Below are 15,689 nucleotides of genomic sequence, written 5' to 3'. Positions count from 1 at the left end.
AACGCCGAACTGTGCGAAACTTGCGCGGCCCGACGGTCATTCGGTGCAGATGCAAAGCGGATACCGCTTCATGAAAGTGGTGTAACTTGAACGGCCGGCTGGAAAAAGGGGAGATTGGGCGAACATTGCGGCGCAATTAAACCATCTCGATTAACGCAGGTGCAATGACAAAGGCCCAATTTGTGTTATGCTTTACGCGCCCAGGAGTGACACATTGTTCCAGGTCTGGAAGTTGTGGGCCAACAGAGTCGCCAGTTTCTCTCGATGTTTGGTCGGCAGATCCGCGAGGCACCCGTCGATGGCACTCTGGAACCTCTTGAAGTCCTGATGGTGCCGACTGTTGAGCACGTCCTTCTTCACGAACTTCCACAGGCGCTCGATCAAGTTCAGGTTCGGCGAGTACGACGGCAGGAACAGCAGCTCGATCCCCAACTGCTTGGCCGCGTCCTGCACCAACACGCACCGCTGATACCGGGCGTTGTCCAGCACCAACGTGACGGGCACCGAGCCCGCCCGGCGCGCGATCGTGTGAAGCAACGCGCACACCGACGTGGCGGTGATGTACGTCGTGTTGATCTCCGTCACCAGTTCGTGCGTGACCGCGTTCAGCGCGCCCAGCACGTTGTACCGCTGCCGACCACTTGCCGCGCGCACGTGCAACCGCACGAAGCACCACACCCAACCCAGGAACGACGCCAATACGAAGTGCGACGCATCCACGAAGTACACCGACCGCTTACCGCTCCGCGCCTCCGCCAACTTCGGTTCCAGGTCCGCCTTTTAAAAAGTCCGCCTGCGCTCGGGCGTGTTCCTCGATCGTCTTCTTGGGCGGGACCGGGATCGGTGCCACCTTCAAGCACTTCATCCCCAGGTCGTCCTTGAGGAATTTGCGCACCCGCGACACTTTTCGTCGGACGCCCGTCAGCTCCTCGATCCGCCGCGCCGCCTCGTGAGCCGTGTGAGGCGGGTGCTTGCGGAACTCCTGTTCGATCGTTGCCGCGTGTGGCGTCAGGGCACTGGGTTGTCCCTTCCACCCGAACGACCGAATCCCATCGAGGCCCTTCGCCGCGAAGATGTGCAAGGTCCGCTGAACCGTGGACCGGGACACGTTGGCGAGTTCGGCGATGCGCCCGTGCGACTCGTTCTTGCTCTTGAGCCACAGGATCTCCATGCGCTCCTGAACGCGCGGGTCCGGGTGCCCGTACCGATCGCGCACAATCGCTTCGACAACCGACTCGGGGAACGAGTACGTGGGACGCATGGAGCCTCTCCCGGTAACGGATTACGGTGAGCACCGATCTTCCGCTACAGCACCAGGCTCCTCAAGGATAAATTGTGTCACTCCAGGGTACGCTGAGAATAAAAGCAGATCGAAAATAAGCGGGAGATGATTGTGACGATCCGTGAAACGACCGAGAGCGACTGGCCGCACGTGTGGGCGCTATTTCAAAGCGTCGCGGCGAGTGGGGATGTATTCGCTTATGACGAATCCACGACCGAAGCTACCGCGCGGAAGCTGTGGTTCGATGCTCCCGCGACGTGTTTTGTGTGCGAAGAAGACGGCCGATTCGCCGGAACGTACTACGTTCGACCAAACCACCCCGGGCGCGGCGCTCACGTCGCGAACGCGGGTTACATGGTCTCCTCGGACTTTCGCGGGCGCGGGCTTGCGGTCGCGATGTGTCAGCACTCGCTCGAAACCGCAAAGACACTCGGTTTTACCGCCATGCAGTTCAATTTCGTGGTGAGTGCGAACGTATCCGCGGTTCGGGCGTGGGAGCGGTGTGGTTTCGCGGCGGTGGGGCGTCTGCCCGGGGCGTTCCGGCACAAGGAACACGGCTTCGTAGATGCGCTCGTGATGTTCCGCGAATTGTGAGCGATCAGCCGATCACATCGATCACGTTTCCGTCGGCGTCGGTGATGTTCGATGGCTGTACTGCGAGCACGAAGTTGGGGAGTTCTGGCCAGGTATACCGGCCCCGAACCGGCTGAAGATTCGCGCGGACGGCCGCGAGCGCGGTTGGGGTAAGGTCGATCGTCAGCACCGTGTCATCGGTCTTCCACCCGGGTGTGTCACGAGCACAGAAGTTGACGGCCTGTTCACGACCGATCAGCCGAAAGTCGCGCCCGTGCGCGAGGCGCGAGCGCAACTTCGGCACCAGCGCCTGAACGCCCCGCGCGCCGAGAACGAGCACCGCAGTTCGTGACGCGCCTTTGCCCGCCGTCTCCCATTCGACGAACGTAACAAAGATGAGCGGGGTCTGGGAGCCTTCGCGGTCGATTCCGGTTTGAACTTGTTCTGCGACCGACGGGGTTTCGAGAGCCGAACGGCGATCCAGATCGGTCAGCAACAACGGATTGGCGCCTCGGAGGAGGTTCAGAACGGGCGTCGTGTGCCAGTCGCCGCAGGCCGCGTGTTCGTCACTCGTGAGGCCGACGATTTGCAGGAATTTGACACTCCCGTTCGGCGTGTCTATCGTACCGAGTTGCGGGTCGGGGACGAACGCGATTGCGCGAATCGCGGTATCCGTTCCCAAAGCAATGGGGCCGTTCAGGTCCATTAAGTGCCCGGAGTCGAATGCGTTCCCGAACCGGCGAACGTACTTGCCCAAATTCATCAGGAAGTTGATCGCCCAATTGGGCGGCAGTTCTTCGGTCCCGCGCGCGAGCCGGAACGTCAACTCGAAGCCCCACCCGCTCATGTCCGGGGCGTCGGATTCCTTCGCGTACAGCTCGCTGAACCCGTAGGTAACGAAGTGCCAGTGCGGAGCACCTTCGGTCGCGCGGTACGCGCTGATGCCGTAAATGAGGCCGTCGCCGAACGGCGGATGCGGGGCGGACGCGGCGTGGACCGGGTCCGGTTGATCGGGGTAGATCCGCTCGCACGCGACATCGATTGCGTGCCAGCCCGGGGCATCGTCCGGTTCCCCGGCGGGTGGGACCGGAGCCTGATTACCCTTCTTCTTCTTGGCCACAACGTGTCTCCACGAACGGTCCACGGAGGATCGCATTTCGCGGGCAGCAGGTCAACAAGCCGCGGGCTATTGGCTATTTCAGAACGAGGTAGCCGATGACCGCGCTGAGGGCCATCACCACGACGAGTAGAACGGGAGTCCAGTTGAACGATTCCTCGCGGTTCTCGGGGTGCGGGCGGGCAGGCTTTGATTTGTTGGTTTCTCGTGGCTCTCGTGGGTTGTGCGCAGTGTGTGCGCCCGAGGCCCCGGAGTAACTGTACGCGGTGGTCGCGTTGTACGTTCCGCTCGACGGCTGGGTCGGTAGAGGGGACGACGGTTTGGACGGTGAAGTCGAGGGTACGGGGGTGTTGGGGCGAGGGGCGGAGCCGCCCGCCCGGAGGCGCGAAGCCGAGGAACTTGATCCGGTCGGTAGGGGGCCGCCATAGTCGGTCGTTTCGTCCGAACCGGGAGTCCGGGTTGCGGGCATCGCAAGGGCTGCGGGCGTTACGACGAGGTCACGGAACTCGGGTACGCTGGACAGTGGGCTGAACTGCCCGTTTTTCGTGCGACTGACAAGCACGCCGGAGGGATCACCGAGTAGGCTGTCGCGCAGCGCATTACGGATGCCGTCGGTGCTGCCTTTGACGGTGTGGGCCTTATCGTTTTCGTCGCGGTAGACCAAGTACCATACATCAGCGGCTGGAGCCTGAGTTTGGGCGTTTGGACTCCCAGCCGTGGTCGCTGAGCGGCTCTGGCCGGTCAGGTCTTCGAGGAACTCGCGGCAACTGGACGGGCGCTGACTCGGTTCCGCACTCATTGCCCGGCGAATAGCCCAGTCCACGCGGTCCGAGACGGCCGGTTTCAGATCTTTTGGTGCCCGGAATTCGTTGCGGATCTTGCGCATCCAGCAATCGAGTGGGCTGGCATTCTCGAAGGGGACGACGCCGGTGACCATCGCGTATAGGGTGGCGCCGAGGGAGTAAATGTCGCCCCGCACGTCCACCGTTTTGGCGTTGCGGAACTGTTCCGGGGCCATGAAGTGCGGGGTGCCCAGCCCGCGCCCGGTGCGCGTCAGGTTCAGGTCGCCTTCGACCTCCTTGACCAGGCCCATGTCGGTGAGCTTCGCGACGCCGTCCTTGTTGACCAGGATGTTGTCCGGCTTGACGTCGCGGTGTACGAGGCCCTGCTTGTGGGCGCGCTGGAGCCCGTCGCACACTTGGGCAATGAGCCGCACGGCCTCCGCTTCGGGGTACGCTCCCTGCTTCTCGATTCGTTGGCCGATCGACAGGCCGTCCACGAATTCCATAACGAGGAACGGGTGCGGCAGCGCGCCGCTGTAATCGAGTGCCTTGACCACGTTCGGGTGGTCCAGCACCTTCGCCGCGAGGAACTCGCGCTCGAACCGCTGGAGCAGGATCGGGTTCTTGGCAGTGGCCGGCGCGATCACCTTCACGGCCACGATTTCGCCCGTGGTCCGGTTCTTGGCCTTGTACACGGTTCCCATCCCGCCCTCGGCGATCTTCGACACGATGTCGTAGTTGCCGAGTTGAGGCGGGACGGGCGGTTCGACTGCCATAAGGGTGCGCTCCGACAACCGCCGCCGGTACGTGGGCCAGCGCGCGGGTATTATACTTATAGTCCAAACGCGGCCGTTGTGCGCGGACAGTTCCAGTTGGGGCGGCCGTTTGTGGCGGGTAGAATCCCTGAAAGGTTCGCTCGCGGTCCCACATAATCGATAGGACCGACACCGCCTTTCCAAGTTTCCGATCTCCCGCGTTTTGTGTACGTTCGGCGCTTGTCAAGGTCCGTGTTGTCCGCCAGAATCGCATCTGGAAGCGCTTCAGCGCATGTGACGTAACTCCAAATGGTGGTTGGGTTCTCGCAGCCCAACCCCGCAGGGACTCGAACTGCCATGAGACTGTTCGGCATCCTGCTGATTGTCCCGATCCTCCTCGCGGGGGGTGGCTACGTCTACCTCGCGACCCAGGACTGGAAGGGCCGCCAGCAAATCAACGCGGCCGGGCTGCGGCACCTGTTGCTCCTTCAGGGGCTCCCCGTCGAAGGGGCGGATTTCAGTGCCGACGATGAGACGCCCTTTGAAGTTCCAATGGCCGGTGGCGAAGTCACTAGTACGGTCAGCAAGAAGTTGCTCGAAACCTACTTCCGCAACGGTACCGCCGGGGGCGGGGCTTCGACGGGCGGGGAGCAAGCGCCCGCGCGGCTCTCGCTCACGGCAAACACACCCGTTACCGACCAGGTCGGGGAAGCCAAGCGCGTGCTCGGGCTGTTAAAGGGTGAGCTCGATAAGGCCCAAGACGCGGCGCAGAAGATCGCCCTCGTTGAAGGCTGGTTGCTGATCCAGGCCGAGACGATGAACGAGCGGGTTCAGTACCAGGAATGGGCCTCGCGCAACGACAAGACCGGTGCTCCCAAGTCCGCCGAGAAGCTCGCCGCGGACGCGGATTCGCTCGTTCACGCTTTGGACCGCAAGTTCTACCGCGTTGCCCCGAATCTCTACGCGGGTGGCAGCGCGGCGCTCGCACCGGCCAAGTGGCAGGAGATGCAGAGCAAGGCTGAAGGGGCGGGCGCAGATGCGGCGCAGTTGAAGCCCCCGGTGGCGACTGATGACGCCGATCGCCGTGCGCGCCTGGCCCACTTGTTCGTTCATCTCGATCGGGACGCGGCGTGGCAGCGCCGAGTGGCGGTGGTGGTGGGGTTGCGGCGCTACGTGGCCGCGATCACGGCCCAAACCATCCGGTTCCGCGAGATGCGGAGTCAGGTGGAGCTGCCGTTGGGGGTGGATCAGGCGAACTTCCAGAAGGTCCAGGACTACTTGCTCAACGAGGCGCGACAGAAAGTGAACCAGGTGCGCGTGGTTGCGGACGAGAAGGCAAAACTCGTGGAGCAGAAAACCGCCGCGGACGATGCCGTGAGTCGCCGACAAACGCAACTCGCCAGTTTACGGGCGCAGCTCCAGAAGGTGCAGACCGAAGTTGACGAGCACCTCGTGCAGCAAACCGGAATCGAAAAGCAACTGTACGAGATCCAGCGCGAAGTCAGCCTGACGTTGGAAGAGGTGTACCGGCTCGAAGCTCTTCTCACTGACGTGGAGCGTGAACGGTACGGGCTCCTGCCGCGTCAGCCCTAGTGTGCTTTGTGACCCGGGCTTTGGGGTGGTTTGGTCCGGGCGTGTACGGATTCGGGAAACCTGTCTTCGTTTAGACTCGAAACGCGATTCGCTCATTCCGGCCAGGTGCGACGATGACCGCAATCGGCAAGCTGATGGCTTTCCTGCTCCTCGCCGTTGGGCTCGCGATGATGACGTGGGCGCTGAGCGCCTACGCCCAGCGCCCGGCGTGGTTCGACCCGATTCCCGAGGGTGGGGTCGATAAGAACGCCCGCACGGCCACGTTCGCGCAACTCAAGGCCGAAATCGACGCATTGAACCGTAGTGCAGAGGTCGCGACCAGCGTTTGGGGCACCAGTTTGAAAGAACTGGAGGCGAGCGAATCGCTCCGCGCCGGGCGCCTCAAAGGCTACGCCGATCGCTACCAGTGGGCTCGAAAAGGCAACCCCCGGGATCTGATCGATCCGGCGAACCCCCGGAGCGGGAAAGGATTTTACGCGCCCACAATTGATCCCGCTCTGAAGCTCTATGATTTGAGCGCGGACGCGACCGGTAAGCCGAAGGGCGCGCCCCTTCTTGGGAGCGACGAGTTGCCACTTCCCGGGATCGACATGTTGACCGACTCGGTATCGAACGACCTCAAGGAGATGTTGGAGCTGACGGCACAGATCACGGAGCAGCGGCGGAAATTCGATGAACTCAGTGCGGACGTGGTCGCGACCGAGGATCGCCTGGTTGCGGTGAACACGATCCGCGATAGCGTGCAGGCCGAACTGTTTTTCCTCTCCACGTTCACCTCGAACGAGTACGAGACGCGAGAGACGGTCGCCCGGCGCAAACAGCAACTACAGAAGCGGCTGAGGGCGCTCGGGGGCGCCCGTTTCTGACACGTGGTACCGGATGTCCGAAAGATCGGCGCGGCTGTTCGCATCTGAATCATCAGTGGGGCGCGAAACAAGGTGAGTGGGGAGGGCGTGTGATGAGTTGGCTCGGCAAAATTTTGACGTTCCTGGTTCTCATCGCCTCACTCGTGTGGGCGTATTTCACCGTCAACGTCTACGCGACGCGGACCAACTGGAAGGCTCGGGCCGACGCCTACGAAAAGGCGCTGAAATTGAGCGAGGCGAACCGGGACGCCGAATTGGTCAGCACCCGCGCGGAGAAAGAGCAGCTCGTCCGTCAGCTGGAAACTGAGAAGGGCCGCAACGCGGAACTGAACAATAAGTACGACGAACTCGAGGCCCGGAGCAAGAAGGGCGACGACGACTTTAAGAAGGCTACTGACACGATCAGGGCCACGGCCGCAAATGCGGCCCTCATGATCGCGAGTGAGAAAGTCACTCTGGGCGAGTTAACTAATACACGTAAGCGAAATACCGAACTCGAAGGTAAGGTGGTCGCACTCGTACTGGCGCTGCAAACCGCCGAGCGCGAGCGCCTCCGGGCCGAAAACGATTCCAAGCTCCAGCGCTCCTTTGCCGAGGACAATGCCAGGAAGATCCTCGAACTGACCGATCTCGTGGCCCAGTTGCGACAGACCGGCGGGAGCGGAACCGCGGCCGTACTTCGGAGCATCGATAAGGCCCCGGCAGCCCTGCCGGACAACACGCGCGGGACCGTTCTCCGCGACGCCGCCAATGAGTTCGTCCAGATCAGCATCGGCATTGACGCCGGGCTGGAACCCGGTTCACGACTGGACGTTTACCGCGAGTCGGGCGGTGGTCAGTACCTCGGTACGCTCGTCGTGACGAAATCGCTGCACCCGAAGCAAGCGGTCGCGGAGTTCCGGCCGGCCCGTCGGGTGCCCGTCTCACAGCTCCGCCCCGACGAGTTACCACGCAAGGGCGACACCGTGGGCATTATCTCGACCGGCGCGCCTAAACTCCCTTGAACCACTTGGGCGCTGACACCCCGCACGGAGAACGACCAATGGCCAGAAGCCGGACACGCGACGATCGCGGCGACGATATGCCCAAGCGCCCGGAACAGGTGAAACGCGACGGCCCTTACGTGGTAATGCTGTTCATCACGTTAGTGGCGGTGGCGGTCGGGTGCGTGTTGCTCTACTTGGACAATAGCGAGTACGCTGGGAAGAGCCCGCCCAAGGAGACGCCGAACGTGCGCGCGCTCGGGACGGAGTTAAAATCTGACGGCGGGACGGCTCCCAAATTGTGATCTCACCCTGCGCGCCTCCCTATCCGATTGATGAACAACCCCGGCTCGCGGCCGGGGTTGTTCATTTTCTGGCCACTTCAGGTTGACAAACTTCGTCTTTATTTCGTTTCCTGGGGTCGCTAATGTTCGCGCCGTCGGGGTGAGATAGGTAGGTTTCTCAGGAAGGGGCGTGGCTTTATGCGTCGAGCAACGGCGTGGGTCGTCGTGGTCGGCGTCGCTGTACTCGGGATCACCGGGCCGGCGTCGGCTGCGGACGGGTTCTGGGTGTCCATTGCGACCGGTCTGGCCGGTTCGTCTACACCGACGGGCTACCAGGATTGGTGGTTCGAGACGCCTCACGGTCCCCCTCCGGTTGCGGTTACGGGCCTCAGTGGGGGGACCATCGAAGCCACCACTGGTGGCGGGAGCAGCTTTTTCACGGGCGGCGCGGTTCCCGTGGTGGTGCCCACGACGGACGGGTACGGGTACCTCGCGGGCGGTTCAAAGCCGAGTGACCTGAGTAGCGCACTCAAGCGCCAAATGGAGGGCGGTCAAGGGTTGGCGAGTGCCGCCCCCGACGCGAGTGCGACGGCCCCGCCCGCGAACGCACTACTGCTCTCCGCGGTACTGGGCGATGCTGATTCGACCGGCGCTCGCTCGCTGACGGTTTCGGTCACCGACCCGCAATCGAACCCGGTCGCCGGTGGGGTCGTGAGCGTGCCGGACGGCGGGTGGTGGGTGATCGGTCTCGGGCCTGGGGACAAGGAGACGACCACAAACCCGGGCAACGGGAGCGGTAACGGTAACGGCAACGGCAATGGAAGCGGCAGTGACCCGGGTAACGGGAGCGGTGGAGACGGTGGAACGGGTGGCACCCCCGGGGGACCGATCGCGACGCCGGAGCCGGCAACCGGGTTACTCCTGGGTGTGGGCGGGTTGGCCGCGGGCGGGTTCCGGCTCTTTAACCGCCGCCGCACGAAGTAAGACACGACGCCCCGACACGCGCGAAACACGGCTCTTCGGGGCCGTGTTTTTGTTTTCTCAGCCCCGTGCGTTACAGCGCGAATCGGTGCGCCCGATGTGTTCCCTTCGCGGCCCCCGCTGGAAATGGGTGTACTCATCCCTAATCATGTCTGCGGGGACCGGCGGATGTGCCGGTCCGCGAACTCAACGCCCCAACGGGAGTAAGTCACCGATGCCGGTTCAAGTACAAAAGGAAGCCCCGGATTTTACCGCGAAGGCCGTCATTAACGGCCAGATCACCCCCGACGACGCGCCCTACAAACTTTCGAGCAACCGCGGGAAGTACGTCGTCCTGTTTTTCTACCCGCTCGACTTCACCTTCGTTTGCCCCACGGAGATCATCGCGTTCAGCGACCGCATCGCCGAGTTCGAGAAGCGCAACTGCCAGGTCGTCGGCGTGTCAGTGGACAGCCAGTACTCGCACCTCGCCTGGATCGAAACGCCGCGCGCCAAGGGCGGGCTGGGCGAACTGAAGTACCCGCTCGTCGCCGACCTGACCAAGAAGATCAGCGCCGACTACGGCGTCCTCCTGGACGCGGGGATCTCGCTCCGCGGCCTGTTCGTGATCGACCAGAAGGGGATTGTGCGCGCGATCACCGTTCACGACCTGCCGCTGGGCCGCAGCGTGGACGAGGCGCTCCGCGTACTGGACGCGCTCCAACACTTCGAGAAGCACGGTGAGGTGTGCCCGGCCGACTGGAAGCCCGGTGCCGCGACCATCGACACGAAGAACGCGGGCGCGTACTTCGAGAAGGCTGCGAAGAAGTAAACCGCGTTAGTTACAGCGGCACTCGCGTGCCCGGTCTGTCCGGGCACGCAGATTCATCTCGCGTTACACGCACACTTCCAGCATCAAGAAGTTGTCGGGTTCCTTCTTGTACAGTGCAGACGCGGCCCGAAGCGTTTTAATGCGGTCCTCGTGCCACGGGTTTTCGAGAACCGGCATCGTGTCCGCGTAGGGAAAATTTTCCAACAGATCGCGGCGCACGAGCATCGCGCGCACCTTGCGAATTCGCTCGTCACCGACCAGCTCACATGTCAGGAACAGGGCGTACTTCACGGTGGTGACCGGCAGGCCGGCGTCGCGCTTGATGTGCCCCTCGACGAAGTGCTCCGCGACCGCGTTCAACACGAAATTGAGTAGGAACCAGCGGTCCTCTTTCGCGATCGGCATCACCGGGTTCTCGACCGTGGTCGCGCGGGCCGCGGCCCACACCTTCGCGACCGCCAGCTTGTTCAGGAACACCTCGTCGAGCGAGCGCTCCAGCACGGTGCGGATCTTCAACGCGCCGTCGGTGAAGATGTTCAGGCTGACGATGATGCGGTCCAGGAATTCCTTCGCGTACCACTGGCGCGTGGCCTGGCGGCGCGCCCACCACCAGGTAAACGCGAAGGTCGCGCCGGAAGTGGTCGCCGCGACGAGAATCGTCACGATAACGCGCTTGGTGTATTCAGCGGAAACTTGGTCCGTATCCAACCCGAATAGGAACATGGGCACTCCCAGGTGTTCGTTTTCGGAATTGTACACGGTGGTGAAGGCACCGGGACCGGGCTTCATACAGGAACCGGTGGCGTCCCAAGAATGTGAAGAAGCGAGCGAGGGGTTGGTGCCCCGCTCGCTCAAAACCTTCGCGTTACTTGCTGCCGAACAGACCCATCGAGAAGTTGAACACCTGGCGGTGATCGTTCGGCCCCTGGCGCAGCGGGAACGCGATGTCGAACGCCAGTGGGAGCGGCCCGAGCGCCGGGACCGACAGCCGGATGCCCGCACCCACCGACACGCGGTAGTCCCGGATCTCGAAGTTCCGTTCCACGGTCCCGTGGTCCACGAACGCGACCACGAACATCTTGTCGCTTGGCAATACCGGGATCTGGTACTCGATCGTGTTGAGCAACGAGAACGTACCGCCGACGGCCAAGTTGTTCTCGAACGGCCCGACTCCGCGGAAGCTGAACCCGCGGAAGCTCCGGATACCACCGGCGTAGAACCGCTCGAACACCGGGGCGTTCGTGCCGGCCACCGCGACCTGGGTACGGAACCCGAGCACGTGCCGGCCGCTGCCGTCCTCGCGAGCCAGGTACCGCGACGAAAAGAACTGCGTGAACTCGGCCGTACCGATCGGGAACGTGTAATCGCCGAGCACCTGCTCGAACCCGGCGTCGAACACGTTACCCTTCGTCGGGTAGATGTACGAGTCGCGCGTGTCGCGGTTGATCCCGGCCCGCAGCCCGAGGAGGAAGTGACTGCCGGCGTCCTTGCTGATCGCGTATGGAGCATAGTACGGGATGTCCTTCACGTTCACGCCTTCGATGCGCGTGCTCGCGGACGCGCTCCAGATCTGGTCGAGGCGCCGGTCCAGTGTGATGCGCCCGCCGAAGCGGTCCTCGTTGTACTCCGCGTAGGCCCGGTTGTAGTAGTACGCCGAGGTGGTCAGGCCGAACGGCGTGTTCATCAGGTACGGCTCGCGGAACGTGACCGAGTAACGCTGAAACGAGGTGCCCGGGGCGGCCTCGATGCGCAACTCCTGGCCGCCGCCGCGGAACGCGCGCCCGTAGCGGATGTCGTCCCAGCTCGTCGGGAACCGGAACAGGTCGAAGTTCCGCTCGTTGATCGCGATGTTACCCGTGAGCCCGGCGTCCGAGTTCACGCTCCCACCGAACACGATGTTACCCGTGCGGGTCTCGCGCACCTTGACGAGAATGTCTTTGTACTCGGAATCGAACTCGTTCGGGACCACCTGAACATCGGGCGGATCGTCCGCGTCGAAGATGCCCAGCCGCGCGAGCCGCATCTTCGCGTCCTCGATCTTCGGGTACTGGAGGATCTGACCCGGGCGCAGGTCGAGTTGATTCAGGATGACGTCGTCGCGGGTGACCGCGTTGCCGTCGATCTTGATTCGACCCACGCGATCCTGTGCGCCCCGGTCGTTGAGGACGTTGTAATTCACCTGTACCAGTCCCGGTTGCACCTCGGTCCACTGTTCTTCGATTCCGGCCATGACGCCGCGGTACCCGTAGTAGTCACGGAGCCGGGTCAGGTCGCGCTGGGCCACGCGGCGATCGTACCGCTCACCGATCTGCAGTTCGGTCACGGCTGTGAGTTTCTCGGTCGGGTACGAGGTGTTCCCGGTAATGAACTTGTCGGACACGTGGTACTGGGCGCCCTCAATGATGTGGTACACGATGGTGACGTGGCTCATGTCGGCCGAGCGCTGGACCTCCGGTTTGATCTGGACCGCGAGGTAGCCGAGGGCCTGGTAGTACTCGGTCAGCGCCTTGCGGTCGAGTTCCAGCGACATCGGGTTGAACTTGCCGCCGATCAGCCCGCCGAACGCCTTTTTTGTCACCAGTTGCGTTTGGAGCCGGCCGGACATGGCGCCCGAGTTCCCCACGAACTCGATGCGCGAGACCTTCACGACCGGTCCCTCGACGACGTTGTAGACCACACGGGAATCGGTCGGTTTGTTCCCTTCCACTAAGTCCACGGTCGCGAAGTACCGTCCGTCGTCCTGGTACCGCCGCAGGATGGCCGCGCGCCCGAGTTCGTTGGCCAGCGGATTCATCGGATCGCCCTTGCGCAACCCGGTCAGCGTGCGCAAGTCACTGGGGCTGATGTGCTCCGCGCCGCGGTACACGATCTCCTGCACCGTGCTCGACAGTTCGTTAACGAAAATCGTCACCGTGATGCGCCCGTCTTGCTCGTTCGTGGTGAGCACACGGATGCCGTCCGGCGTGAACCAGCGGGTGTTCTGGAGCCGGCGCACGTCTTCCTGGATCAGAGCCTGGTCGTAGGCTTTGCCGGACCGCGAGTGCATGACGTTGAGAATCTGTGCGGTCGTGTGGATGCGGTTACCGGCCGTTTGGATTTCCGCAATTTGTTTCCCTTGTGGGTTGTCGGCCGCGCGCAGCCACCCCCGTGCGCCCGCGAACATCGCGAGCGTGACCACGGCGGTGACGAGCCACGAACGGTATCGACGGCAGGCGGGCATCGGATTCCCCTTGGGGTACCGGGCATTCGAGCGGCGGCATCGGCGGTAGCGAGTTGGGGCACATAAACCCCGTGCGATTTTGTGTCAAGATCGTGACACCGGATGACGATGCGGCCGCAGGGCCGTTCCTTGTTTCATGTTGTGGATTTGAGTGCGGTTGGGTAATCGGGGCGCGTTGCCTCTTGGTCCCGGAGTTGCGCATGCCCCCTCGCACCCTGTACGACGCGCTCGCCACGCTCCCCGACCCACGCAGTCGCCACGGTCGTGTCCACCCCTTGCCTGCCGTTCTGGGACTCGTCGCGTTGGCCCTGCTCATGGGACGCAAGAGCCTCTCCGGGATCGCGCGATTCGGGCGACAACACGGAACCCCACTGGCCCACGCACTCGGGTTCCGACGGGGCCAAACGCCTACCACGTCCACGCTCTCGCGCACGCTCCGACGATTCGACGCACAACAACTCGAAGACGCCCTGTCGCGCTGGATCGAGGGGCGCATCGACCCCGCCGCGTTTGAACACCTCGCGCTCGACGGCAAGACCCTGCGTGGGAGTCGCGACGGGGACGTGCCCGGACTGCACCTGGTCGCCGCGTTCGCGCCGGCGGTCGCGGCGGTTCTAGCTCAGGTGCGTGTCGATTCCCGGACCAACGAACACAAGGCCGCGTTGGAACTGCTGGGGATCCTGCCCCTGACGGGCAAAGTGGTGACGGGCGACGCGATGTTCTGCCAACGGGATCTGGCGAAACAGGTGATCGAAGCCGGGGGCGATTACGTCCTCGTGGCCAAGAACAACCAACCGGCCCTGGTCATCGACATCGAGGGCGGGTTCGCGTTCGAGGCCGCCGCGCGCTCGATCGCGGCGGCTACTTCCCCCTGAACCGGTCCCGACGCCCGCGCCGTCGGGCCGGTCGGCCACCTCAACGGACAAGGGCCACGGGCGTCGGGAGACGCGCACCCTTGAGGTCACGCGGATCCTGACGGTGAGCCCGATGTGGAAGGGACTCAAACAGGGCTTCAAGGTAACGCGCGAGCGCATGGTGAAGGGCGCGCGGACGGTGGAGGTGGTGCACGGGATCACCAGCCTCTCGGCGGAGCGAGCGGACGCGGCGACACTTCTGGGCCTGGTTCGGGATCACTGGCGCATCGAGAATCCGTTGCATTACGTCCGGGATGTAACTCTGGGCGAGGATGCGTGCCGGGTGCGCAAGGGCACCGCCCCGCAGGTTCTCGCGGCCTTGCGCAATGCCGTGGTTCATTTGTTGTCCCGGGTTCGGGCCAAGAATCACCCCGAGGCCATCGAACAACTTCAAATACACCCAGACCAAGCACAGGCGCTTATCGGCATCCCGCAGTGTGAATAAAGGAACGGCCCTGCTGACGGCCGTGCGATGAGAAGCGGGGGGAACTGGGATGTGTGATGACGAACTTTAGAGTTGTTATTTTGGGTATTCTGGCTCATCTAGGGTATTTGTGTGGAGATTGAGCGTAATCCCCAGTGACTCTGGTGAGATGGGTTCGTGTATTTTGCCGGTGTTCCGTAGTGCCCGGTTTCGCGCGAATGACACGTCACGGAGCGGCGCGAGGGATGGGCGCTGGGGCCTGACCGGGGACGTCCGTATCGCGCGGGTGGGGCGCTGGAGTGATCGGGGACGCACTCGGAGTTGGTACCACGCGGTCAACATAAACGGGGACTGAAGGGCGCGCGAAAAGCGCGAGCGCGAGGCCCCCAGCAATCACCGCCAACACGCCCGAAACCGCGCGCCAGAACATGATCGCACGGGCTTTCGATTCGCGGCCCGCGGCGAACATGAACGAGTTCCACTCGAACCCGTGCGGGGACGGGTCCAGTTTGGCGAGCGCCACCGCGAGCGGATCGGGGGCGTTCGGTGGGTGGTTGGGTGCGGACGTATTCATTTTGCGTGAGCGGGGCGCTCGGCCCCGAGTTTTTGGCGGAGGACTTCGAGGCCCGCAGCGTACCGCCGGTAACAGGTGGCGGCGGAGCTGCCCACGGCCTCGGCGATCTGCTCGAACGTCAGCCCGCCCCACAGGTGCGCGACGATAATTTCGCGCGTTTCGGCCGGCAAGTGGGCCAGGGACGCGGACGCGGCTTGGGCGTCCAGACCGGTCGGGTCGTAAGAGGGCGAAAACCACTTGGGCGCGTTGTCGGCCGCGGCAGATTCGTAACGAGTGCGCCGGCGGGCGGCCCGACTCGCATCGATGGCCCCGTTCCGGACCACCCGATACAGCCACGGTAGAAGGTTATCCGGCGGGGTGCCGATGCGGACCAGTTTTAGGAACGCGGTCTGCACCACGTCTTCGGGGCAGGCGCACCATTGTCGGGCGTACAGCACAAGCGCCGCCGCATAGCGATCAACCAGTGCCGCTAGTTGGTCCGGTCCCATCGCTTAGTTGACGTCTCTGGTTGGTGGGTATTTCATGCCGGG

The 15,689-nt window shown here is 63.4% G+C and carries 17 protein-coding genes; 9 read left to right on the top strand and 8 right to left on the bottom strand.

Going from position 1 to position 15,689, the window contains the following annotated elements; translation table 11 throughout:
- Nucleotides 1-192: 192 nt before the first annotated feature.
- Together VT84_RS42585 and VT84_RS42580 are read right to left on the bottom strand one after the other, a co-directional pair.
- A complete protein-coding gene (locus VT84_RS42585; RefSeq protein WP_410000365.1) occupies nt 193-759 on the bottom strand; it encodes an IS630 family transposase in 567 nt (188 codons plus the stop codon).
- A complete protein-coding gene (locus VT84_RS42580; protein ID WP_052552795.1) occupies nt 737-1,261 on the bottom strand; it encodes a helix-turn-helix domain-containing protein in 525 nt (174 codons plus the stop codon). Before VT84_RS42580 ends, VT84_RS42585 begins: the two co-directional genes overlap by 23 nt.
- A gap of 126 nt (nt 1,262-1,387) precedes the next feature.
- Here VT84_RS42580 and VT84_RS34645 point away from each other — a divergent pair, with 126 nt between their 5' ends.
- Nucleotides 1,388-1,876, top strand: coding sequence for an N-acetyltransferase family protein (locus tag VT84_RS34645; protein ID WP_410000374.1), 489 nt, complete (start codon nt 1,388-1,390; stop codon nt 1,874-1,876).
- Nucleotides 1,877-1,880: 4 nt separating this feature from the next.
- Here VT84_RS34645 and VT84_RS34640 read toward each other — a convergent pair whose 3' ends face one another.
- Both VT84_RS34640 and VT84_RS34635 read right to left on the bottom strand, forming a co-directional pair.
- A complete protein-coding gene (locus VT84_RS34640; RefSeq protein ID WP_052550535.1) occupies nt 1,881-2,975 on the bottom strand; it encodes a suppressor of fused domain protein in 1,095 nt (364 codons plus the stop codon).
- Between the two features lie 73 nt (nt 2,976-3,048).
- On the bottom strand, nt 3,049-4,530 hold the full coding sequence (locus VT84_RS34635) for a serine/threonine protein kinase (protein WP_052550536.1): 1,482 nt from the start codon (nt 4,528-4,530) through the stop codon (nt 3,049-3,051).
- 336 nt (nt 4,531-4,866) lie between these two features.
- Here VT84_RS34635 and VT84_RS34630 point away from each other — a divergent pair, with 336 nt between their 5' ends.
- The 6 genes from VT84_RS34630 (at nt 4,867) to VT84_RS34605 (ending at nt 10,027) form a co-directional block, all read left to right on the top strand.
- Complete coding sequence (locus tag VT84_RS34630; RefSeq protein ID WP_082842752.1) at nt 4,867-6,102, top strand: hypothetical protein; 1,236 nt, start codon at nt 4,867-4,869, stop codon at nt 6,100-6,102.
- A 113-nt stretch (nt 6,103-6,215) separates the two neighbouring features.
- The gene (locus tag VT84_RS34625; protein WP_052550539.1) at nt 6,216-6,968 is read left to right on the top strand and encodes a hypothetical protein; all 753 of its coding nucleotides are present in this window, start codon (nt 6,216-6,218) and stop codon (nt 6,966-6,968) included.
- A gap of 92 nt (nt 6,969-7,060) precedes the next feature.
- Nucleotides 7,061-7,972, top strand: coding sequence for a hypothetical protein (locus VT84_RS34620; protein WP_052550540.1), 912 nt, complete (start codon nt 7,061-7,063; stop codon nt 7,970-7,972).
- Nucleotides 7,973-8,010: 38 nt separating this feature from the next.
- Nucleotides 8,011-8,256, top strand: coding sequence for a hypothetical protein (locus tag VT84_RS34615; protein WP_052550541.1), 246 nt, complete (start codon nt 8,011-8,013; stop codon nt 8,254-8,256).
- A gap of 177 nt (nt 8,257-8,433) precedes the next feature.
- Nucleotides 8,434-9,219 (top strand): PEP-CTERM sorting domain-containing protein, encoded by a 786-nt coding sequence (locus tag VT84_RS34610; RefSeq protein ID WP_052550542.1) that lies wholly within the window; start codon nt 8,434-8,436, stop codon nt 9,217-9,219.
- Nucleotides 9,220-9,430: 211 nt separating this feature from the next.
- Nucleotides 9,431-10,027 carry a peroxiredoxin gene (locus VT84_RS34605; protein WP_052550543.1) on the top strand — a complete coding sequence of 199 codons (597 nt, stop codon included), beginning with the start codon at nt 9,431-9,433 and terminating at the stop codon, nt 10,025-10,027.
- A gap of 63 nt (nt 10,028-10,090) precedes the next feature.
- Here VT84_RS34605 and VT84_RS34600 read toward each other — a convergent pair whose 3' ends face one another.
- Nucleotides 10,091-10,750, bottom strand: a complete 660-nt coding sequence (locus VT84_RS34600) for a hypothetical protein (protein WP_052550545.1) — start codon at nt 10,748-10,750, stop codon at nt 10,091-10,093.
- A gap of 142 nt (nt 10,751-10,892) precedes the next feature.
- Nucleotides 10,893-13,247, bottom strand: coding sequence for an outer membrane protein assembly factor BamA (bamA, locus tag VT84_RS34595; protein WP_082842750.1), 2,355 nt, complete (start codon nt 13,245-13,247; stop codon nt 10,893-10,895).
- 200 nt (nt 13,248-13,447) lie between these two features.
- Here bamA and VT84_RS41885 point away from each other — a divergent pair, with 200 nt between their 5' ends.
- Nucleotides 13,448-14,122: an ISAs1 family transposase gene (locus tag VT84_RS41885; protein WP_082842749.1), complete on the top strand. Its 675-nt coding sequence runs from the start codon at nt 13,448-13,450 to the stop codon at nt 14,120-14,122.
- Nucleotides 14,013-14,606: an ISAs1 family transposase gene (locus tag VT84_RS41880; protein WP_255359584.1), complete on the top strand. Its 594-nt coding sequence runs from the start codon at nt 14,013-14,015 to the stop codon at nt 14,604-14,606. Before VT84_RS41885 ends, VT84_RS41880 begins: the two co-directional genes overlap by 110 nt.
- Nucleotides 14,607-14,811: 205 nt before the next feature.
- On the opposite strand, the gene VT84_RS34580 is transcribed toward VT84_RS41880, so the two are convergent.
- Nucleotides 14,812-15,159: a hypothetical protein gene (locus VT84_RS34580; RefSeq protein WP_052550547.1), complete on the bottom strand. Its 348-nt coding sequence runs from the start codon at nt 15,157-15,159 to the stop codon at nt 14,812-14,814.
- Nucleotides 15,156-15,647 carry an RNA polymerase sigma factor gene (locus tag VT84_RS34575; RefSeq protein ID WP_052550549.1) on the bottom strand — a complete coding sequence of 164 codons (492 nt, stop codon included), beginning with the start codon at nt 15,645-15,647 and terminating at the stop codon, nt 15,156-15,158. The genes VT84_RS34580 and VT84_RS34575 overlap by 4 nt, the downstream gene beginning before the upstream one ends.
- Between the last annotated feature and the right edge of the window lie 42 nt (nt 15,648-15,689).

The sequence above is a fragment of the Gemmata sp. SH-PL17 genome (genome assembly GCF_001610855.1).
GTDB lineage: Bacteria > Planctomycetota > Planctomycetia > Gemmatales > Gemmataceae > Gemmata > Gemmata massiliana.
The sequence above is the reverse complement of the archived record's forward strand: the minus strand, read 5'-3'. Positions and strand labels throughout refer to the sequence as shown.

Bases quoted from the DNA above. Each gene is read 5' to 3' on its own strand.
- VT84_RS34625 (WP_052550539.1), top strand. From the start codon at position 6,216: ATGACCGCAATCGGCAAGCTGATGGCTTTCCTGCTCCTCGCCGTTGGG.
- VT84_RS34580 (WP_052550547.1), bottom strand. From the start codon at position 15,159: ATGAATACGTCCGCACCCAACCACCCACCGAACGCCCCCGATCCGCTC.
- VT84_RS34610 (WP_052550542.1), top strand. From the start codon at position 8,434: ATGCGTCGAGCAACGGCGTGGGTCGTCGTGGTCGGCGTCGCTGTACTC.
- VT84_RS41885 (WP_082842749.1), top strand. From the start codon at position 13,448: ATGCCCCCTCGCACCCTGTACGACGCGCTCGCCACGCTCCCCGACCCA.
- VT84_RS34600 (WP_052550545.1), bottom strand. From the start codon at position 10,750: ATGTTCCTATTCGGGTTGGATACGGACCAAGTTTCCGCTGAATACACC.
- VT84_RS34615 (WP_052550541.1), top strand. From the start codon at position 8,011: ATGGCCAGAAGCCGGACACGCGACGATCGCGGCGACGATATGCCCAAG.
- VT84_RS34645 (WP_410000374.1), top strand. From the start codon at position 1,388: ATGATTGTGACGATCCGTGAAACGACCGAGAGCGACTGGCCGCACGTG.
- VT84_RS34620 (WP_052550540.1), top strand. From the start codon at position 7,061: ATGAGTTGGCTCGGCAAAATTTTGACGTTCCTGGTTCTCATCGCCTCA.
- VT84_RS34605 (WP_052550543.1), top strand. From the start codon at position 9,431: ATGCCGGTTCAAGTACAAAAGGAAGCCCCGGATTTTACCGCGAAGGCC.
- VT84_RS34630 (WP_082842752.1), top strand. From the start codon at position 4,867: ATGAGACTGTTCGGCATCCTGCTGATTGTCCCGATCCTCCTCGCGGGG.
- VT84_RS34575 (WP_052550549.1), bottom strand. From the start codon at position 15,647: ATGGGACCGGACCAACTAGCGGCACTGGTTGATCGCTATGCGGCGGCG.
- bamA (WP_082842750.1), bottom strand. From the start codon at position 13,247: ATGCCCGCCTGCCGTCGATACCGTTCGTGGCTCGTCACCGCCGTGGTC.
- VT84_RS34635 (WP_052550536.1), bottom strand. From the start codon at position 4,530: ATGGCAGTCGAACCGCCCGTCCCGCCTCAACTCGGCAACTACGACATC.
- VT84_RS42580 (WP_052552795.1), bottom strand. From the start codon at position 1,261: ATGCGTCCCACGTACTCGTTCCCCGAGTCGGTTGTCGAAGCGATTGTG.